This is a genomic window from Bradyrhizobium sp. PMVTL-01 (genome assembly GCF_051861855.1).
GTDB lineage: Bacteria > Pseudomonadota > Alphaproteobacteria > Rhizobiales > Xanthobacteraceae > Bradyrhizobium.
Map to the genome: position 1 here is coordinate 553,730 of NZ_CP193983.1, position 16,803 is coordinate 570,532.

Below are 16,803 nucleotides of genomic sequence, written 5' to 3' on the forward strand. Positions count from 1 at the left end.
TCCAAGCCTGCCCGAGTGGCCCGGCAGCTCAATTGGAACTTCTTCGAGTAGGGACGACCTTGAGACCGGTTGGTTTGCAGATCGCTAAAAATAGATTGAAAGCGCAAACATGGTTATCGTTGCTGCTGCAATGCAGAAGCAGGTGATCTCACCAAAGCTCGTGACTTCGATGATGCGTCGTATACCTCGATCTTGAGCATCGGATATTTGCGCAACAGCTCTGCCGCCGCTTTCGTGGCGGCGCCCTCGTCAACGAATTCAATCTTGAAGTGCCCGTCGACCACGATCGCATAACCGACGGTAGGTGCGAGATCGGCACGCTGCACTGGGCGTCCTTGTCGTCCTTCGATGTGAAGTATTGATTTCGTCATTCTTGGCTAACCGATTCGATACCCGTTTTGCCAGGACTCTGAAGGTCTCCAGACGGGAAGCTTGCGGTCTCCCAGCCGGCGTAAGCAAAGCACACAAGGACCAAGATTCGAAAGCCGATCGACATGCGATTCCCTTTCTTCTTTTGGAGACTGTAGAGAGGAGGACTTACGAGCAGCTTAGGAGAAAGGGTTGCCCAGCGGTTACTTCGAGGAGCGCACACGGCGGGGCAGAGCACCTCTTAGAGTTCCGTCTTCGCTTGCCCCGTTTGTGCGTTCATATATGAATTCGCTATAGTGACTAGATGCACCGCTGCGGTTCCCAGACGCTTCATTTCCTCATCAGCTGTGTAGACCGCGGCAGCACGGCGGTAGGCGATGGCCACGGTGGCATAAGCATCTGTAATCAGGACGGCTGAGTGATCGAGCTCATCCGTTCCTTGTCGAAGACGTGACTTCACGACTTTGGTGGCTATCTCTGCGCTCTGCCTGGCGAGCATCTCGTTTCCCAGGGTCGGATCGGAGACATCGCCTTGGCACGCTGCCGCGGCACCGGCGATAACCTGATAGTAGCGCCGCTTTTCCTCGTCATCCGACCTAAGGTAGCTCTGCAGGAGTCGGCGAGCCATTGCCTGGAGCTCTCTTCGATCCTGCCGTGTCCTTCGGCGATCTGGGATGAACCAATTGAACATTGTCAGTGGACTCTTCCGCTGGTTGGGCAAAACGCAAAAGACTACCCTCAAGGAATGGATATCAGCAGGATGATACTGCGATGTCTACCACCCGCGCAGTATAGCTTGGCAATTCGACAAGCCACAGGACGTCGGCATCGCTATAGGGCCACACGTTCGATGGCCTTCCTTGCGTGCTTTGGACCTCGCCAACCGAGGAATTTCAGTTCCTTGTCCTCTAGAGCATTGGTGGCTCGGAAAAATTTTTCCAGCTCATCGCATGCTCGCGAGGGCAGATGGCGAATGTCCGTCAAATCTGTCTCAAGCGGTGCACGGTCCGGCACGTCGAACACTCGATCGTTGCGCTCCCTCTTGCCGTCACTCTTCTGCTCCAACTCGAGAACACCGACAGGTTTGCATCTGAGCACCACCCCCGGGTAAGTCTGAGCGTCATGAATGATCAGCACGTCGAGTGGATCGCCATCTGGAGCTTTCGTTGAGGGGATAAAGCCCCAATCATAGGGATAGCTAAGACCGGCCATTAGAGGTTTGGCTAACGTGAAGAAGCCGAGCTCGGTATCGAGATCAAGCTTGCAGGTGCTTCCGCGGGGAGTTTCCACAACCGCGAATACATGTTCATCGTCGGCCCATGTCGGTAGTTTTAGCAATTTGCTCATCGCACGTGTCCTTTTGCCGCACACGTAAAGAAACTCGCACGGCCGACGGAGGTTGCTGTAGGCCGCGTAGCGTGCACCTCCGACCTGCTCATGACCGGCATTGACCGTTTGGCGCAGGACTTGGGCGCGTCTTTGCGGGCGAGCTCCACCGCGGGCTCGCGGGCATGGGTCGGGCCGGTTCTAGTTAGTCATCGGCATCGAGATCGCTCCTCCTGGAAGAATCCTTCCGCCCGCCTGCTCGTTCCGGGCGGTTAGCACGGATTCTCAAAGTGCAGAGGCGGGGCTTGTCCACGTGTTCCGGGCGACCTGTGGACTAAGGCGCCGGCGCAGCGTCTTCCTTCACGCCGCGCGCGACGATTTGCAACGCGCCGTCCCCGGAGCAATTCCTTCATCGACGGTCTTGCCCTTGGCCTGCAGTTTCTCGGCTCGCTTCTTGGTCGCGTCCATCAATGCTTTCGACGATGACGGCATTTCTCCGCCATTCTTGCCAGCAGAGCTCGAGATGGACTTTCACTACCGTCTTCGAGAGCGGCTAAGCGCTCCGTTGCACGCGCTTTTCGGCTGTCTCTGATACCAAGAGCGACGGCGGCGCGACTGGGCGACAGGCCCGCTGTCTCCCGAGCCCAACGCAGTATCTCTGGGTTTACATCCGGCATTTTGAGGGTTCGCCAGCGCTAATCGGCTCAATACTGTAGTACAACTTGGAACAAACCGTTTACTACCCCTAGGACAGACGAAAATTGACCGGCCGCCGGGGTGTCAATCGGGCCGGCTCCAGCCGGCATAATCGAGTGAGACGAGACGCCCGTCGAGATAACCCCAATCGGTCTCCTTGTATTCGACCGGCTCGCGCGGGCCTCCCGGCACGCAATCCCAATCTGGGAAGTCGCCCGTATCAAGACCATCGAGCTGGTCTTCGCGAGTTAGTGGAATGGCACGTCTCATGACATCCAAGGCCAAACGAGCGCAGCTCCAACGATCGGGCAAAGCATCTCGCGTCTTTCAGGCGTTGCCCTCGTCCATTCGATGCGTTCGCGCGGGTCAGCATCGCGGCCGCGCTGTCCTCGGGCAAACTTTAGGGCGTACCGGCCGATGCACAGCGTCAAGCGCATAGTGCCGGCGGTGTGCCATTCGATGTCGAACACGGATCGGCTTTGGGGAAGATCGAGGAGGGAATTCGTCAGAGGGCTAGGTTCTTGGGAGATAAGTACAGGACATCATGCAACCATTTGCAACCCAATGTAAGTAAATCAGACGGAACCGGAAAAAACGGATCGGGATGATCAGGGACATGAAAGCGAGAAAGGCCCAAGAAACAAGGACATCTCGGGATTAGAACAAAAAGGGGAGGATGGATTGTACCTCACTCTAAAACCGGTGGTTGCAGGTTCGAGCCCTGCCACTCCTGCCAGTTAAACTGCTGTTATTGCTCATATAAATCAGATAATCCTTTCCCGTTTCAGTCCGGTTTGACACTTTCAGTCGCCAGGTTTGACAATTTTCGTTCCGCGTTTGTGCAGTTCGGCGTCGAGGACCCGCACCACACCGCGCATCTTCGGCTTGAGGTCGGCGCCCTTCGGTAGTGGCGAGCCATCTCGACCGTCCTCTGTCCGAGCGCATCGGCAATGGTGCGTTCATCGCAGCCGATCTCACGCAGGATCACTGCAACCGTCTTCCGGAGTCCGTACAGCGTCAAGTCTGGGCCCACTTGGCCGGCCCTCTCGAGCTTGACCCTGATTGGCCGCCAGGACGCCCGATAGCCGCTCAGCGTCCACGGCAGGCCCTTGGAGTTGGCTACCAGGGTGACGGCGCTAGGAGTATAGCGGCGAGCTGGGCAGGGCAGGGCCAGAAAACCGGCTCCCCGGTCTTGGAGCGGCGGGTCGAGATTTCGCCGCCCTTGTAGAAGTTCCGCGGTAGCGTGAGCGCATCTTTTGGGCCCAGGCCGATGTACATCATCAGAGCTAAGGCCGGCTTCATGTGCGCCGGTGGGGCCTCGAGCACCCGTTCCTCGTCAGCCCATTGCCTGTTTGCGTCGGGTAGGCCCTTTTTGCGGCGGATGTCCTTGATGCCGGCCGCGGCGTTGCCGCCCACATATTCGCACCGAGCCTTTCGAACTTTGTGAGCTCGCGAATGAAAGTGTCGGGGCCTGAGAAATCGACCAAAGAACTCATGTCGATCCTCCCGGGAAAGATTCAGGATCGTCCTTTCCAGATGCGAGCGTCTGAGGAATTCCTGAAGGCCATCGATGCATGGCGCCGAAAGCAAGCAGATCAGCCATCGCGTGCAGAGGCGATTCGTCGGCTGGTCCAGATCGGGCTGGAATCGAAGGCTAAAGACAGGCGGCCTTAGCGCGGCCGGACTACCCGCGCCTGTGCCCCGTCGAGTAGAAGGCCAGGAAGGCAACTACGCCCAGCAGCGCAGCCCAGACCAACAAGTGCTCAGTTATCATTTGTCCGCGCCCCCTATCCCTTCCCGGACTGGGCAAAGCACGAAACGGGCCAAGCCGGATGGCAAGGCAAGCAACGGCCCTTTGTCAGGGTTGACCGATGCGTGGCGGGTTCGACCGGCCTTCAGGCCAACCGATAGCGGCTTCTCTCTGCATGTGATCGGAGCGATCATTGGCGGCATGCCCGACACCACACGCCCACGCATGCGGATGGCCGCCCGCGCAAGGTCACATTCGGCGAGTTGCGCGAGATGGGTTGCGCGGCGTCCTGGTCTACTGTCACTGCGGCCACCACGTTGCACTGAGAGCCGATCGCTGGCCGGATGAGGTCCGCCTGTCTGATATCGAGCCGCGGTTCGCCTGCGGCGCATGCGGAAGCCGGGGATCTGATGTCAGGCCGGATTTCGAGCGCGGCAGGCCACCTCAGCTCGTGAATTCGTCAACGAAAGAGGCCGCCAGATGGGGCGGCCTCCCTAGCGATCTGGCAACGCTTGGGGGCTGGCTCAAACGCCGCCATTGATCGCTTATAGGACCAGCGCGGACAGGCTACATTGATTGGCGCACGTGCCAACTGACGCGGCCCTTTTTAGGACTGACTTTCGCTGATGGTGATGGTGTCGACCCTTCGGCACGGAAAACATCGAAAAGCGTATACGGCTGGTAGATTTGCAATCTTAGGAAGTGTCGCGAGATAATCCATAGGACGCCTGCACTCCTTGCAAAGTAGCGTGGGTGGATTGTCCCGCGTCATCGTCCAGCACAGTAGGTTTCGATGATGCCGGCTGCACCACCGGTCGAATACTGATGACTGTCGGAAATCGGCAGGCCGTGCGTCCCTGTGGCCGCTTTAACACGCCTCCCAATATTCCACTCCCTGCCGTTGCCTTCGACACCAGACTCTGGCTTCTTGTTGGAGGCAGGAATGCTTCTATGGAGGCGGGCGTGCACGGCGAAGCGGGATGCATAAGTTGCTGCCAACCTAGAGTGCTAAGGGCGCTTTTTCCCGTGGCTGAAGGCGTTGAGCTAAAGCTTTATGAATGTGCGGGCTGCACTAGTAGCATGTGGCTCATCACCAAGGTATCTGCTCCCAAGCCCGAGAAAATGCTGTTTACGACGATCGACGCCGCGCTAGAGGCCGCCGCTTTGGGAGCGCGCAGACCAAGGCACTAGAGTTGAGCCGGTCTGGATGCCGCACGCCAACTGATGGGGTGGATGGCCCCCTCTCGCGGCATCGAGTGCCATAATGGTGGTCGTCGAAGATCACCAGTAACGGGAGCCATCCATGGGCAATATTACAGCAATCGGTCTTGATCTGGCAAAGAACGTTTTCCAGGTGCATGCGGTCGATGAGGCGGGCAGCGTAGTCATGCGCAAGCGGCTGCGACGAGGCCAAGTTCTTCTAGCATGGCACAAGGACAACCCAGTCAGCCAACGACTGGCCACCATCCGGGGATAGGGCCGATCATCGCCACCGCCATTGCAGCAACTGTTAGCGATCCAGGGATCTGCAGCGGCAGAGACTTCGCCGCTTGGCTTGGGTTGGTGCCGCGACAAAACTCCACTGGTGGTAAAGCGCGTCTGGGCGGGATTAGCAAACGAGGTGACTGTTATCTCCGCCGCCTGCTCGTTAATAGCGCTCACACCGTGCTGCTCTGTTCGAAACAAGCCAAGACCGACCCTTGGCTAAGCTCCTTGCTCAGTCGAAAGCCAAGACTAGATGCGGTAATGGGCCCGGCTCCGGAGCAAGGGGTCATGATGGTGGCTGTCCCCCGATAGATGATGAAACGGGGTCACGACTTGAGTCGGCCCCAAGCATCTGGAGACGGAGGACAGCCGTGGAGAATTATGCCGGAATCGACGTGTCATTGGAACTGTCGAGCGTGTGTGTTGTGGACGCCCAGGGTAAGATCCTGAAGGAAGCGAAGGTCGCAAGCGAACCCGACGCCTTAGTTGACTTTTTTGAGACGCTCGGCTTTGCAGTGAAGCGGATCGGGCTGGAGGCTGGGCCGCTGTCGCAATGGCTGCATGCAGGCCTGAAAGGTGCAGGATTTGAAACAGTTCTGCTGGAAACGCGGCACGTGAAGGCCGCATTATCTGCAATGACGGTCAAGACGGATCGCAAGGATGCCCGCGGGATCGCCCAGTTGATCCGGATGGGATGGTTTCGGCAGGTACACGCAAAGTCGGTTGATGCGCAAGAGATCCGGGCACTCCTGATCGCACGCAAACAGCTTCTCGGGCGGCTGATCGATGTAGAATTAAGTATCCGAGGGATTTTGCGCGGCTTCGGTCTGAAGGTTGGCCCGGTGACGCGAAGGAATTTTGAAGCGCGGATTCGAGAGTTGGTTGCAGGCCAGGCGACATTGGAGCGCATTGCTGGTGCGATGCTTTCGGCACGATCGGCCCTGAAGGCAGAATACGGAAGACTACACAAGGCTGTGCTGGCAATTGTGCGTGATGATGCAGTCTGCCGCCGGCTTATGACAGTACCAGGCGTTGGCCCCCTGGTGGCCATCACCTACAAATCGGCGATTGATGATCCTCATCGCATTGTAAAGTCAAAGGCAGCAGGCGCGCTGTTCGGGCTCACGCCAAAGAAATATCAATCGGGAGAAAAGGACGTCACGGGCGGAATCACGCTGGCCGGCGATGAGACGGTGCGGACGGCCTTGTATGAAGCCGCCAACGTTCTGTTATCGCGCATCACGCGGTTCTCAAAACTCAAACGCTGGGGGATGGACGTCGCCAAGCGGAGAGGCTCGAAGCGCGCAAAGGTCGCCTTGGCACGCAAGCTCGCAGTGATCCTGCATCGGATCTGGGTCGATGGCACGACTTACCGATGGGCCGAAGCGGGCTCAATCGCAGCATAGAAGACGTGGAGGAGATCGAGAACGCAACCGGGATGAACTGAAGCCCGGTGCCCGAAGTCCCGTCGCCGGGACGGTGGATGCGGTGAAGCCGTTACACACCCAGTGGCCGTCGTCCGACGAACCACGCGTATCTAGATAGGCTCTACCGCTCCCTCTGACAGCATGATGTGGCGGCCAGGCGTCGACCACGAACAGAAGCATGAGCTCGGCGGCGTGGCGTTCACTCGGGAGGCTTGACATCATCGGGCCCATTACAGAAGGGTCTGTACCTAATTAGCGAACTGTGATTCCCTCGCAGCGGGTTGATTCCACGCGGGGGACTTCGATGCGCAAAGGACTGTTCTGGCTCAACGACAAGCAATGGGCTCTGATAGAGCCGCATCTGCCAACGAACCAGACCGGACCGGTGCGCGATGACGATCGACGCGTCATCAGCGGTATCATTCACATGCTTCAGTGCGGCGCACGCTGGCGCGATTGCCCGCCCGACTATGGTCCGTACACGACGATCTACAATCGTTTCAATCGCTGGGCCAAGCGCGGACATTGGCGGGCGATCTTTGAAGCGCTCGCCCGCTGCGGCAAAGACGGCGTGACTTTGTCCATCGACTCCACCACGATCAAAGCGCATCGCTCGGCGAGCGGCGGAAAAGGGGGGAGCATGAACAAGCGATCGGCCGCTCGCGCGGCGGGCGGACCACGAAAATCCACGCGCTGAGCGACCCTGACTGCAGACCTTGCGCATTTCATCTCACTCCAGGCCAGGACGCTGATATTGCCGCAGCGCCAGCCCTTTTGGAACTCGCGCCACCCATGTCTGCCCTCATTGGCGACAAAGGGTACGACGGCGACGGCTTTCGAGCCGAAATCGTCGATCGTGGTGCCAAGCCCGTCATTCCAAACAAATCCAACAGGGTCACTCTCCACAGCTTCAGCAAACGCGCCTACAAGGGGCGCAACGTTATCGAGCGCTGTTTCTGCCGCCTCAAGGATTTCAGGCGTGTCGCAACTCGCTACGACAAACTAGCCAGGAACTTCTTGGCTGCCGTCCATCTCGCCGCCATCGTTGCCTATTGGAGCAATTGAGTCCGAGCCCTAGCACTACTTTGGCAGATTTGGTTTGTGCTGTGGTTTTTCACGGATTCGTCTTCTGCAGTGCGGGCATCGCTGCGATGGCGGCCGGAGAATGAGATCGACGATGGCGTGGCGTACGGCGGGCATGGTTGGTTGAGGCGGAGGCCCATTGATTCTTTTTTTTCCGTCCCGCATGTGCGAGGCGACGGTGCTGCAAGAAGGCGTAGGCAATCATTGTCAACAGGGCGTGGCGATGAAGACCCTGCCATGATCGCCCTTCGAAGTGATCAAGCCCAAGCTCCTCCTTCGACTGCTGATGCGCCTGCTCACAAATCCATCGTGCCTTGATGGTGGCGGCCAGTGTGCGCAGATCCGTCGCCGCAGGGAGGTTGGCGAGATAGTATTTCTTCTCCCCTGAGGCACGCTGCTCGCCAATGAGCCAAGCTTCGTCGCCCGGGAGATGCTGCTGACCCTTATCCCAGATTCGCTGCGGAGGGCCGTCGGCGGTGCGGACACGGAGAGCAGCAAATCGGGCTTTCAGCCGACCTTTCGTCCCGCTGCGCCAACTCACGGTTTTCCATTTGGCGCTCGCCAGCATGTGTTCTGCCGCAATCGATAAGATATCCGGCACGTGGTGCTTTCGTGGTTTCCCGCGGACTCTGGTAATCGGCCAAATGAGCTTCACATCAACCGGATACACCTTGAGGTGCCGAGGGATGCCGACGGCCCAGGCCAATCCGCGTTCTGTTAGCCCTTGTCGAAATGGTGCGCTGAGCCCGTATCCTACATCCGCCAGCACACATCCAAAGCGCACGTTGGCTGCCATCGCTCGATCAACCTCAGCCAAAGCGATTTCGGCTTGGATCTTGCCGTTCGGTGTTCGATCGGCACCCGAGCACGCATCAAACGAGACACATTGCCTGTCCAACTCTCGGGCAGAAAGAGACGCAATGCGACCATCACGGGCACTTCGCCGCGCGCAAGGGTCAGCGACACCAGCGTTTGGCAATTTGCCGTTTTGCCAAGAGAGGACGCATATTGAGCCGCGACACCAACCGAGCGTTCGCCCTTTTTCGGCATTGCGGTGTCATCAATGACTAATACCGCATCCTTGCCGCCGACAAGCCGATCCGCCTGGTTGAGCAGCTCAGATTCCAGCGGTGATGCGTCCCAGACACCGTCGGCGATGAAATGGTGCAGCTGATCGTAGTTGCCGGTTGCAAGGCGTTCTGCCATTGGCTGAACGCTCTTGCGATCGCCCGGGCCGATCAATCCCGCAACGTACAGGGGACACATCCGCTGCCGGGTCTTATGACCCAACCGGTCCAGGAACGGCTTCAGCCAGCGTTCGAGTTCGTCTTCCCATTCCGCCATGGTCAGCCCTCCAAGAGCCGACCACCCATGAAGCATTGAAAAATCGATTCGGGAATCCTAATAAAGAGCCCAAATCCAACAATCTGCCAAAGTAGTGCTAGTTGCCGCAGTTGGCCAATAAAACGGCACGTGTAGCTTGGGCGATTATGAGCAGACAGGAAACCTACTGAAATGCGACATTGGCGGCCTGACCTCTGAGGGCGTACCGCCAGCTCGCGAGAGTGAAAACACGTGATGGCACAGTCGGTCACCCGACGGATCGAGAGAAACCTGACCGCCTCAGTGGCGTTCGAACCCGGCCAACTGATAAGGCCTCGATCCGCGGAATCCATCAAGGCCAGCGGTTATGTACGACCGCGAAGAAAGGCCGGACACATGACTGCAAGCGACCACTGCTCATCACGCAAAAAATTCTTGCAAGCTCGCCGCGGTGGAATCTCGAGCGTCAACTGCAGTGAAGGAGGATATCATGCAGGTCGTTCGGATAGGTCTAGATCTAGCGAAGTATGTCTTCGAAGTTCACGGCGTCGACAACCACGGGAAAGTCGTTGTGCGAAAGAGGTTGCGTCGCGATGCGGTGGCCGGCTTTTTCGCCAATTTACCGGCCTGCCTAGTGGGCATGGAGGCTTCCAACGGGGCACACTATTGGGCTCGCGTACTCACGGCGCTTGGCCATCAGGTCCGACTGATCAGCCCTCAGTTCGTGACACCATACGTCAAGTCAAACAAGAACGACCAGAACGATGCGGAAGCCATCTGCGAAGCGGTCGGCCGTCCGTCCATGCGCTTCGTGCCACCGAAATCAACCGATCAGCTGGCGGTACAGGCTGTCCACCGCATTCGCCGACGCCTGGTCGCCGACCGGGTCAGGCTCGCTAACCAGATTCGCGGTCTTCTGTCCGAGCATGGCATTGTCATTACCCGTGACATAGCGCAGCTGCGGCGCGGCCTCGCTGTCATCGTAGGGAACATCAATGACGGCCTCAGCGAGATGCTCCGAGCGCTCATGAGGGAATTGCAAGAGGAGTTGTCCGAACTTGATACCCGCGTTGCAGCCTATGACCGGCGGATAAGGGAAATCTTCCGTACGAATGAGCAGTGCCAGCGGCTCGGCAAAATCGAAGGCATCGGACCTGTGACAGCAACAGCCTTGATCGCCGCCGTGGGCGATAGAAGCTGTTTCAAGAACGGCCGCCAGTTCGCGGCTTGGCTTGGCCTGGTGCCGAAGCAGCGATCCAGTGGAGGGCGGGCCCGCTTGTTCGGCATCAGCAAACGCGGCGATCGATACCTGCGGACGCTGATGATTCACGGAGCTCGCGCCGCTTTAAGCCGGGCCACTGGCAAGCGGGATCCGCGAAGCCTCTGGCTCGGCAAAATCCGACAACGGCGCCATCCCAATGTCGCGGCCGTGGCTCTTGCCAACAAGAACGCGCGGATCGTGTGGGCTATGCTCACAGGCGACGCAGCTTATGAGCCGGCGCTGTCGGTGAAGGCGGCCTGAAGCGAAGCTGCAATCAAGGAAAGGAGGTCTCACCCGGCGATTGCAACAAATGGCAGGAGATGGCGAAACGGTCACCCCGTCGCTTCCCGAACCTGATGTGTGGACCGGCACGGCTTGCGCCGATGTCTCGGGGCCGTTGAGGTGGAAGCGGGCGAAAACCATCGAGGCTCGCGGCGGAGACGTGGTCCAGCCGCATCAAGAAGCCGGATATACGTCTGCAGTTGTGACCGTCGATCCTGATCAAGCCGGTCGTTGCAATCGGGCGGGGTCCATATACATCCACACATGAGGCGGCCTCCTAGAAATTCTTCAATCGGCAAGCGTGATCGGGGCGCAGTTTTAATTGTGCGATCCGCTCTCGCCTCAAAAAGCGCCTGGACAACTTTGCCGTTGCGCCCGCTGGCAATTGCTTCCCGGTGGGAACTTCCGCCTCGTAAACACACGCGACAAGAAAAGCTGGGTCGCCGAAGTGCTCAGTACAGTCAAGGACGGATCGGGCGAGATCGCAATGGTACGCGTTTTCCACGGCTGGGGCCCGGGCCCTGGTCACCGGCGTCACGTGGGCAGGATCAATCAAAAGGCGAAGCCTGGCGAGACGCACAAGGTGACACGACGAAAGCGATAGCTACTTCATCTCAGCCGAACTTGCCGGAGCGCGGGCTGACCTGCTCACCGGCCGTCACGGCTTTTTCTCCTGCTACGAGGCAGGCCGCTGTAATCGGCGTATCGCGCGCGGTCGTCGTCTCGGTGTGACCGGCGCCATCGATGCCGGAGGCGGCTTCCAGAACTACCCCGATGATTATGCGGTGATCCAGAAGCTCTCGGACGACGGGCAGCTCACGACACGCGTTGCGCGACGCGAGCGCCTGGTGATCCGCCACGAGACGGAAGAACTCGAGCTCACTCGGGAAAATCCGCTCGCCATCCGGTCGGTGAGCAGGAGCTGAGAACGGCAGCACGGTGGTGCACGTTACCCTGTGCGCGTGGGCTTTGATTTCGCTCAACACCATGTCTTTGCTAAGGCGGCACATTGTCTAGATTGATCAATTCCGGAGAAATGCAGGATGACCAAGAATCCGGCCGTGAGACAGCCGATCGCAATCGGGTCGCATTCGGTCTCACCGGAAAATGAGAAGCAGACAGCTGAGCGGCGCCGGTTTGAAGATGCCTTGGAGGACGACGAGGTGTACGAAGCCTTGATGTCGCTTCATGCGAAAAGGCAAGCAAACAAGAGTGATTGGCGCAGGTGATCTCTGAAGGGCAAGCCCAGAGCGAGTCCTCTGACGCCGACCTTGCTTGGCTCGCATGTGCGCACCGAGGCCCAACTTTGGCGGCACACAACACAGTAGTTTCCTGCATTAAAGTCGGCTGCGGACCTCAAGGTTGTCAGTCACACACTGTAACGTAGCTGTGACGCCTGGAGCTGTAAGTTCTGTAACAGCCGTAGCTGTCATACTCGGAGTTGCCGTAGCTATATCCGGCGGCGGCGCCGGCCGTATAAGCTGCGCCATATCCTGCCCAGCGTCCGTCTCGCCGGTCATACCCATAGCCCGGATAGCCGCGCGTGGACCCATATCCTGCAGCACCAACGCGATAAGCACTTCGCGGAGCGCCATGACTGAGCGAACTGCCAAGCCCAGCTCTGCTGGGCAGCCCGGCCTCGCGCGGCAAAGCAGGTGGACCGCCGCGACCAGGCAGCCCGCCGGGAGGAGGTCCGGCTCGGCCAAGCGGGCCGGCCGGGCCCAGGCCGCCGGGCAGTGGACCGGGCGGAGGGCCGCCCAGCCCAGGGCCAACGGGAGGAGGGCCTGGCGGTGGCGGCGGTAGCTGCGCCAGCGCAGCGTGTGGCAGAACCGCGGCGGCGCCGATGATGGCGCTGGCGGACAGGGCAAAAATCGCTCTTCGCAGCATGGCGTGTCTCTTTCGATCTGAAGAAAGCTGCGGATGATTCAACGATGATCTCAGATGCGGGAGGCATGTTGATCTACGTCAACGGCCACGCCATCCGGGCGCGGGTCAGAACTCGCAGCCGAGTGCTCGTGATCCCTCAAGAATGCGACTGCCGCTCCAACAATCTCTGCTGGCGGCTCCCCCTTCTTTGCCTTCAGGTCCTCGCAGCTTGAAGATTTGTATTTTTGGATAACCATTCCCGCGACCATCTCCAGAATCGGTCCGTGCGGTGGCATCTCAGGCGGGGGGGGGCGGCGGCAAAGATTGAGCGATCGCGGAGGCGGTCAACATCAGCGATATCGTGGCTGCGATCAAACCTTTCACGGGCATGTCACAGCTCGCGGCAACAGACGAGACCGACAAGTGGGCGCGTCCACTGCCGTTGCGATAAAGATGATCCAGTGTCATCGCACGCGTTATGCAACGTATTCCATATCTCCAGCTGAACTTCACTATACGGTATAGTGTTTTTAGCGCGCCGTCACCTGTATGAAGACCTCACCGCGTATGTGAAGCGGCTGCCGACGGGCAGCTCCAGCGCCGAGCTGAGCTTGGAGATCATTGTCGGAATCATGCTCCAGGTACTGGGCGCGATTTCCGAGGGCCGCCTGTCATCACGGCATCGTCTGGGAGCGCTCGCAGCAATTCTTCGCGCAATCGGTCTTGATGCGCGCCACGTCAGGTCCGTGCTCGCGCGCCTGCAGGCGCATGAGGATGCAGTGCCCGGCAAGGCTGCGAAGCCGCGCACGCGGGCCATGCGCAGCGCTGCCGTCTAGTTTAGATCCAATTCAGCGCTCATGAGCCGATGATCTCGGTCACCTGCTCGCCGAGATCAACAGCGCCGTTGCGGCTGCCGATCCGCGCCGCGATTCGATCGCCGGGCCCGAGGTATTGTGGCCGGCGTGCCTGCCCCTTGAGGAACAGCTTCCACAGCACGCGTTCTGGCAGAACCTGAAGCAGCCGACGCACTGGAGGCGGCGGCACCCGCAGTGCACAGCCGCCTGGCGTGCCGGTCAGGAGCACATCGCCGGGAGCAATATTGGCGAAGGTTGAAAGTTCCGAGATTGTCTCGGCGGGCTTGAAAACCAGGTTAGCGGTGGTGTCGCGCTGCCGCGCGGTGCGTTGACGTCGAGCTCGAGCGCGAGGTCGTCGAGATCGGAAAATTCGTCCCGTTCCGGCACGGTGAGCCATGGCCCGATCGGGCAGAAACCGCGGTAGCTTTTGCCCTTGAAGAACTGGGTCTGTGGCAGCTGCACGTCACGGGCACTGAGATCGTTGGCGACGCCTTTTAGACGCCCTCGTGCGACAAACGTCCCGCTGAATTGTGGAACCCCATGTTCTTGAACATCGCGTCTAGCTTGGGGACGGCGCTTTCTGTCAACCTCACGTCGCGACCGTGTTTGTCGAGGATGCTCTCGACTTCCTTCAGACTGTGGCCTGTGAAGGTCGCGATCGCCGGAACCGTTGATCCAGCAAGTGCCAAGCGGATCACCGCCGAACCGCGCAGGTCATGGAACGTCAGGTATAAACTATGGATTTCTTTCGGGATATTGAAGATGCGGAGAGGACTTCAGTTATTTCACTAACACTCAGCCCGTTTCTTCGGACAAGTGGGAATGCTGGACAACCGTGTCAGCCGCGCCTTGAACGACACTAGGTGGTCTGGCAGGGTAATGATGTCATGCGAGATGCACGCGCGCTGTTTGCGTCTAAGACCTAGGAGTTTCCTCAGGTTGATTTGGTTGGAGGTGGCACTCTAAGTCTGATGCTAACTCGAAGGGTGGCGCGCGAGCGCCGGTAACGGCAAACGTCGGGCGGCTGGATCGAGATTATCGCACTACCCTTCCAGCGCCTGCTGGAGCCTCCAACCCCAGGCCCAGCGAGCGAGCGCAGGTGAGGCTGCGCCAGCTGATAGCAACGCGCCGGCATCACCGGTACAGCCTGAGGAGGAGCTTGGTATGCTGAGATCACAGACAAATCTGCCGAGGGCTGTCGCCGCCATCGTATCGGTGAGCCTCGTCGCGTTCAGCCCGGCGCGCTCGGCGTCGGTTGCGCCGGTCGCCGCGGAAAACGGCATGGTGGTGTCCGCGCAGCATCTGGCGACCCAGGTGGGCGTCGAGGTGCTCAAGCGCGGCGGCAATGCCGTCGATGCCGCCGTGGCCGTCGGTTATGCCCTTGCCGTCGTCTATCCGGCAGCCGGCAATCTCGGCGGTGGCGGCTTCATGACGATCCAGCTCGCCGACGGCCGAAAGACCTTCCTCGACTTCCGCGAGACGGCCCCCAAGGGGGCGACGGCCAATATGTATCTCGACAAGGACGGCAACGTCATCAAGGGCATCTCGACCAAGGGGCATCTGGCTGTGGGCGTGCCGGGATCCGTCTCGGGTATGGAATATGCCCGCGAAAAATACGGCACCATGAAGCGGGCCGATTTACTCGCTCCCGCGATCCAGCTCGCCGAACAGGGATTCGTCCTCGATCAGGGCGACATCGACCTGCTGCGCACGGCAACCGACGATTTCAAGGACGATCCGGCATCCAGCGCCATCTTCCTCAACAACGGCCAGCCATTCGCCGTGGGCGACAGACTGGTGCAATCCGAGCTGGCGAAGACCCTGCGCGAGATCAGCAGCAAGGGCACCGACGGCTTCTACAAGGGCTGGGTCGCCAGCGCCATCGTGGCATCCAGCCAGGCCGACAAGGGCCTACTGACGCAGGACGACCTTGACGGCTACAAGACGCGTGAGCTCGCACCTGTCGAATGCGACTATCGCGGCTATCACGTGGTTTCAGCGCCGCCGCCGAGCTCGGGCGGCGTCATCATCTGCGAAGTCCTGAATATCCTGGAAGGCTATCCGCTCAAGGAGCTGGGCTATCACTCCGCAGCTGCCATGCACGTGCAGATCGAAGCGATGCGGCACGCCTACGTGGACCGCAACAGCTATCTCGGCGATCCCGACTTCGTGAAGAATCCGCTCGACCGCCTGCTCAACAAGGCCTACGCGGCCAAGATCCGCGCCGTGATCGACCCGAACAAGGCCGGCGTCTCCAAGGACATCAAGCCGGGCGTCGCGCCGCACGAGGGCAGCAACACCACGCACTATTCAATCGCGGACAAGGACGGCAATGCCGTGTCCGTCACCTACACGCTGAACGACTGGTTCGGCGCCAAGGTCACGGCGGCAAAGACCGGCGTGCTACTCAATGATGAAATGGATGACTTCACCGCCAAGGTTGGCGTTCCGAACCTGTATGGACTGGTGCAGGGTGAGGCCAACGCCATCGCGCCCGGCAAGCGACCGCTCTCCTCGATGAGCCCGACCATCGTCAGCAAGGCCGGCAAGCCGGTGATGGTGGTGGGCACGCCCGGCGGCAGCCGCATCATCACGGCCGTACTGCAAACCATGATCAACGCCATGGACTACGGCATGAACGCGCAGGAAGCCGTCGACATGCCGCGCATCCACCAGCAGTGGCTGCCTGACCTGACCAATGTCGAGAACTACGCGCTGTCGCCGGACACGCGCAAGATTCTGGAGGGCATGGGCCACAAATTCGGGCCGCCGCAACCTGCGAACCATCTCGCGGTCATCATCCTCGGCGCGCCGTCGCTTGATGGCAAGCAGGTCGGCAACAATCGCTACTACGGTGCGAACGATCCGCGCCGCAACAGCGGGCTGGCGGCGGGCTATTGACCGGCAATTTGGATGGCGCCAAAAGCCTATTAGTTCTTCGCCCAACGGGATCCCGAGGGCGACGCCGACGGTTGGTCGCTGATGGAACGGGACCAGCACCCGCTTCATCGTCGCAAATTGCGTTACGGTCACTGCTCCTTAGCTGAACAGCTGACGACGCGGGGCGCACGCTGGATTTGG

General features: G+C 59.6%; 13 protein-coding genes and 6 pseudogenes. 9 read left to right on the top strand and 10 right to left on the bottom strand.

Translation table 11 applies throughout. The annotated features are described in order from the left end of the window. Positions 1–113: 113 nt before the first annotated feature. From ACRQ5Q_RS43530 to ACRQ5Q_RS43555, 6 genes and pseudogenes are all read right to left on the bottom strand, one after another. A complete protein-coding gene (locus tag ACRQ5Q_RS43530) occupies positions 114–326 on the bottom strand; it encodes a hypothetical protein (protein ID WP_439400404.1) in 213 nt (70 codons plus the stop codon). A gap of 284 nt (positions 327–610) precedes the next feature. Beyond that, entirely contained in the window at positions 611–997 is a 387-nt protein-coding gene (locus ACRQ5Q_RS43535; RefSeq protein WP_439400405.1) for a hypothetical protein, read from the bottom strand. Positions 998–1,200: 203 nt separating this feature from the next. Then, positions 1,201–1,716: an inorganic diphosphatase gene (locus ACRQ5Q_RS43540; protein ID WP_439400406.1), complete on the bottom strand. Its 516-nt coding sequence runs from the start codon at positions 1,714–1,716 to the stop codon at positions 1,201–1,203. Positions 1,717–2,106: 390 nt separating this feature from the next. After that, positions 2,107–2,187: pseudogene (locus tag ACRQ5Q_RS43545) on the bottom strand (SOS response-associated peptidase); the annotation flags it as partial. A 288-nt stretch (positions 2,188–2,475) separates the two neighbouring features. Further along, a complete protein-coding gene (locus ACRQ5Q_RS43550) occupies positions 2,476–2,661 on the bottom strand; it encodes a hypothetical protein (RefSeq protein ID WP_439400407.1) in 186 nt (61 codons plus the stop codon). A gap of 849 nt (positions 2,662–3,510) precedes the next feature. Next, positions 3,511–3,807: a hypothetical protein gene (locus tag ACRQ5Q_RS43555; RefSeq protein ID WP_439400408.1), complete on the bottom strand. Its 297-nt coding sequence runs from the start codon at positions 3,805–3,807 to the stop codon at positions 3,511–3,513. Positions 3,808–3,846: 39 nt separating this feature from the next. Here ACRQ5Q_RS43555 and ACRQ5Q_RS43560 point away from each other — a divergent pair, with 39 nt between their 5' ends. From ACRQ5Q_RS43560 to ACRQ5Q_RS43580, 5 genes and pseudogenes are all read left to right on the top strand, one after another. After that, a complete protein-coding gene (locus ACRQ5Q_RS43560; protein WP_439400409.1) occupies positions 3,847–4,065 on the top strand; it encodes a hypothetical protein in 219 nt (72 codons plus the stop codon). Positions 4,066–5,444: 1,379 nt separating this feature from the next. Beyond that, positions 5,445–5,618, top strand: coding sequence for a hypothetical protein (locus ACRQ5Q_RS43565; protein WP_439400545.1), 174 nt, complete (start codon positions 5,445–5,447; stop codon positions 5,616–5,618). Further along, positions 5,609–5,872: pseudogene (locus ACRQ5Q_RS43570) on the top strand (transposase); the annotation flags it as partial. The gene ACRQ5Q_RS43565 and the pseudogene ACRQ5Q_RS43570, both read left to right, overlap by 10 nt. A 125-nt stretch (positions 5,873–5,997) precedes the next feature. Then, positions 5,998–7,032, top strand: a complete 1,035-nt coding sequence (locus tag ACRQ5Q_RS43575) for an IS110 family transposase (RefSeq protein WP_439397461.1) — start codon at positions 5,998–6,000, stop codon at positions 7,030–7,032. A gap of 325 nt (positions 7,033–7,357) precedes the next feature. Then, positions 7,358–8,118: pseudogene (locus ACRQ5Q_RS43580) on the top strand (IS5 family transposase). Positions 8,119–8,167: 49 nt separating this feature from the next. Here ACRQ5Q_RS43580 and ACRQ5Q_RS43585 read toward each other — a convergent pair. After that, positions 8,168–9,402: pseudogene (locus ACRQ5Q_RS43585) on the bottom strand (IS701 family transposase). A gap of 547 nt (positions 9,403–9,949) precedes the next feature. Here ACRQ5Q_RS43585 and ACRQ5Q_RS43590 point away from each other — a divergent pair. Next, on the top strand, positions 9,950–10,981 hold the full coding sequence (locus ACRQ5Q_RS43590; RefSeq protein ID WP_439400410.1) for an IS110 family transposase: 1,032 nt from the start codon (positions 9,950–9,952) through the stop codon (positions 10,979–10,981). Positions 10,982–11,616: 635 nt separating this feature from the next. Here ACRQ5Q_RS43590 and ACRQ5Q_RS43595 read toward each other — a convergent pair. Beyond that, a complete protein-coding gene (locus ACRQ5Q_RS43595; protein WP_439400411.1) occupies positions 11,617–11,985 on the bottom strand; it encodes a hypothetical protein in 369 nt (122 codons plus the stop codon). 60 nt (positions 11,986–12,045) lie between these two features. Here ACRQ5Q_RS43595 and ACRQ5Q_RS43600 point away from each other — a divergent pair, with 60 nt between their 5' ends. After that, positions 12,046–12,231 carry a hypothetical protein gene (locus ACRQ5Q_RS43600; RefSeq protein ID WP_439400412.1) on the top strand — a complete coding sequence of 62 codons (186 nt, stop codon included), beginning with the start codon at positions 12,046–12,048 and terminating at the stop codon, positions 12,229–12,231. Between the two features lie 1,161 nt (positions 12,232–13,392). After that, positions 13,393–13,704 carry a hypothetical protein gene (locus ACRQ5Q_RS43605; protein WP_439400413.1) on the top strand — a complete coding sequence of 104 codons (312 nt, stop codon included), beginning with the start codon at positions 13,393–13,395 and terminating at the stop codon, positions 13,702–13,704. Positions 13,705–13,723: 19 nt separating this feature from the next. Here ACRQ5Q_RS43605 and ACRQ5Q_RS43610 read toward each other — a convergent pair. After that, positions 13,724–14,184: pseudogene (locus tag ACRQ5Q_RS43610) on the bottom strand (fumarylacetoacetate hydrolase family protein). A gap of 32 nt (positions 14,185–14,216) precedes the next feature. Further along, positions 14,217–14,450: pseudogene (locus ACRQ5Q_RS43615) on the bottom strand (hypothetical protein); the annotation flags it as partial. Between the two features lie 436 nt (positions 14,451–14,886). On the opposite strand from ACRQ5Q_RS43615, the gene ggt reads away from it, so the two are divergent. Continuing rightward, positions 14,887–16,623: a gamma-glutamyltransferase gene (gene ggt / locus ACRQ5Q_RS43620; RefSeq protein WP_439400414.1), complete on the top strand. Its 1,737-nt coding sequence runs from the start codon at positions 14,887–14,889 to the stop codon at positions 16,621–16,623. Positions 16,624–16,803: the final 180 nt, after the last annotated feature.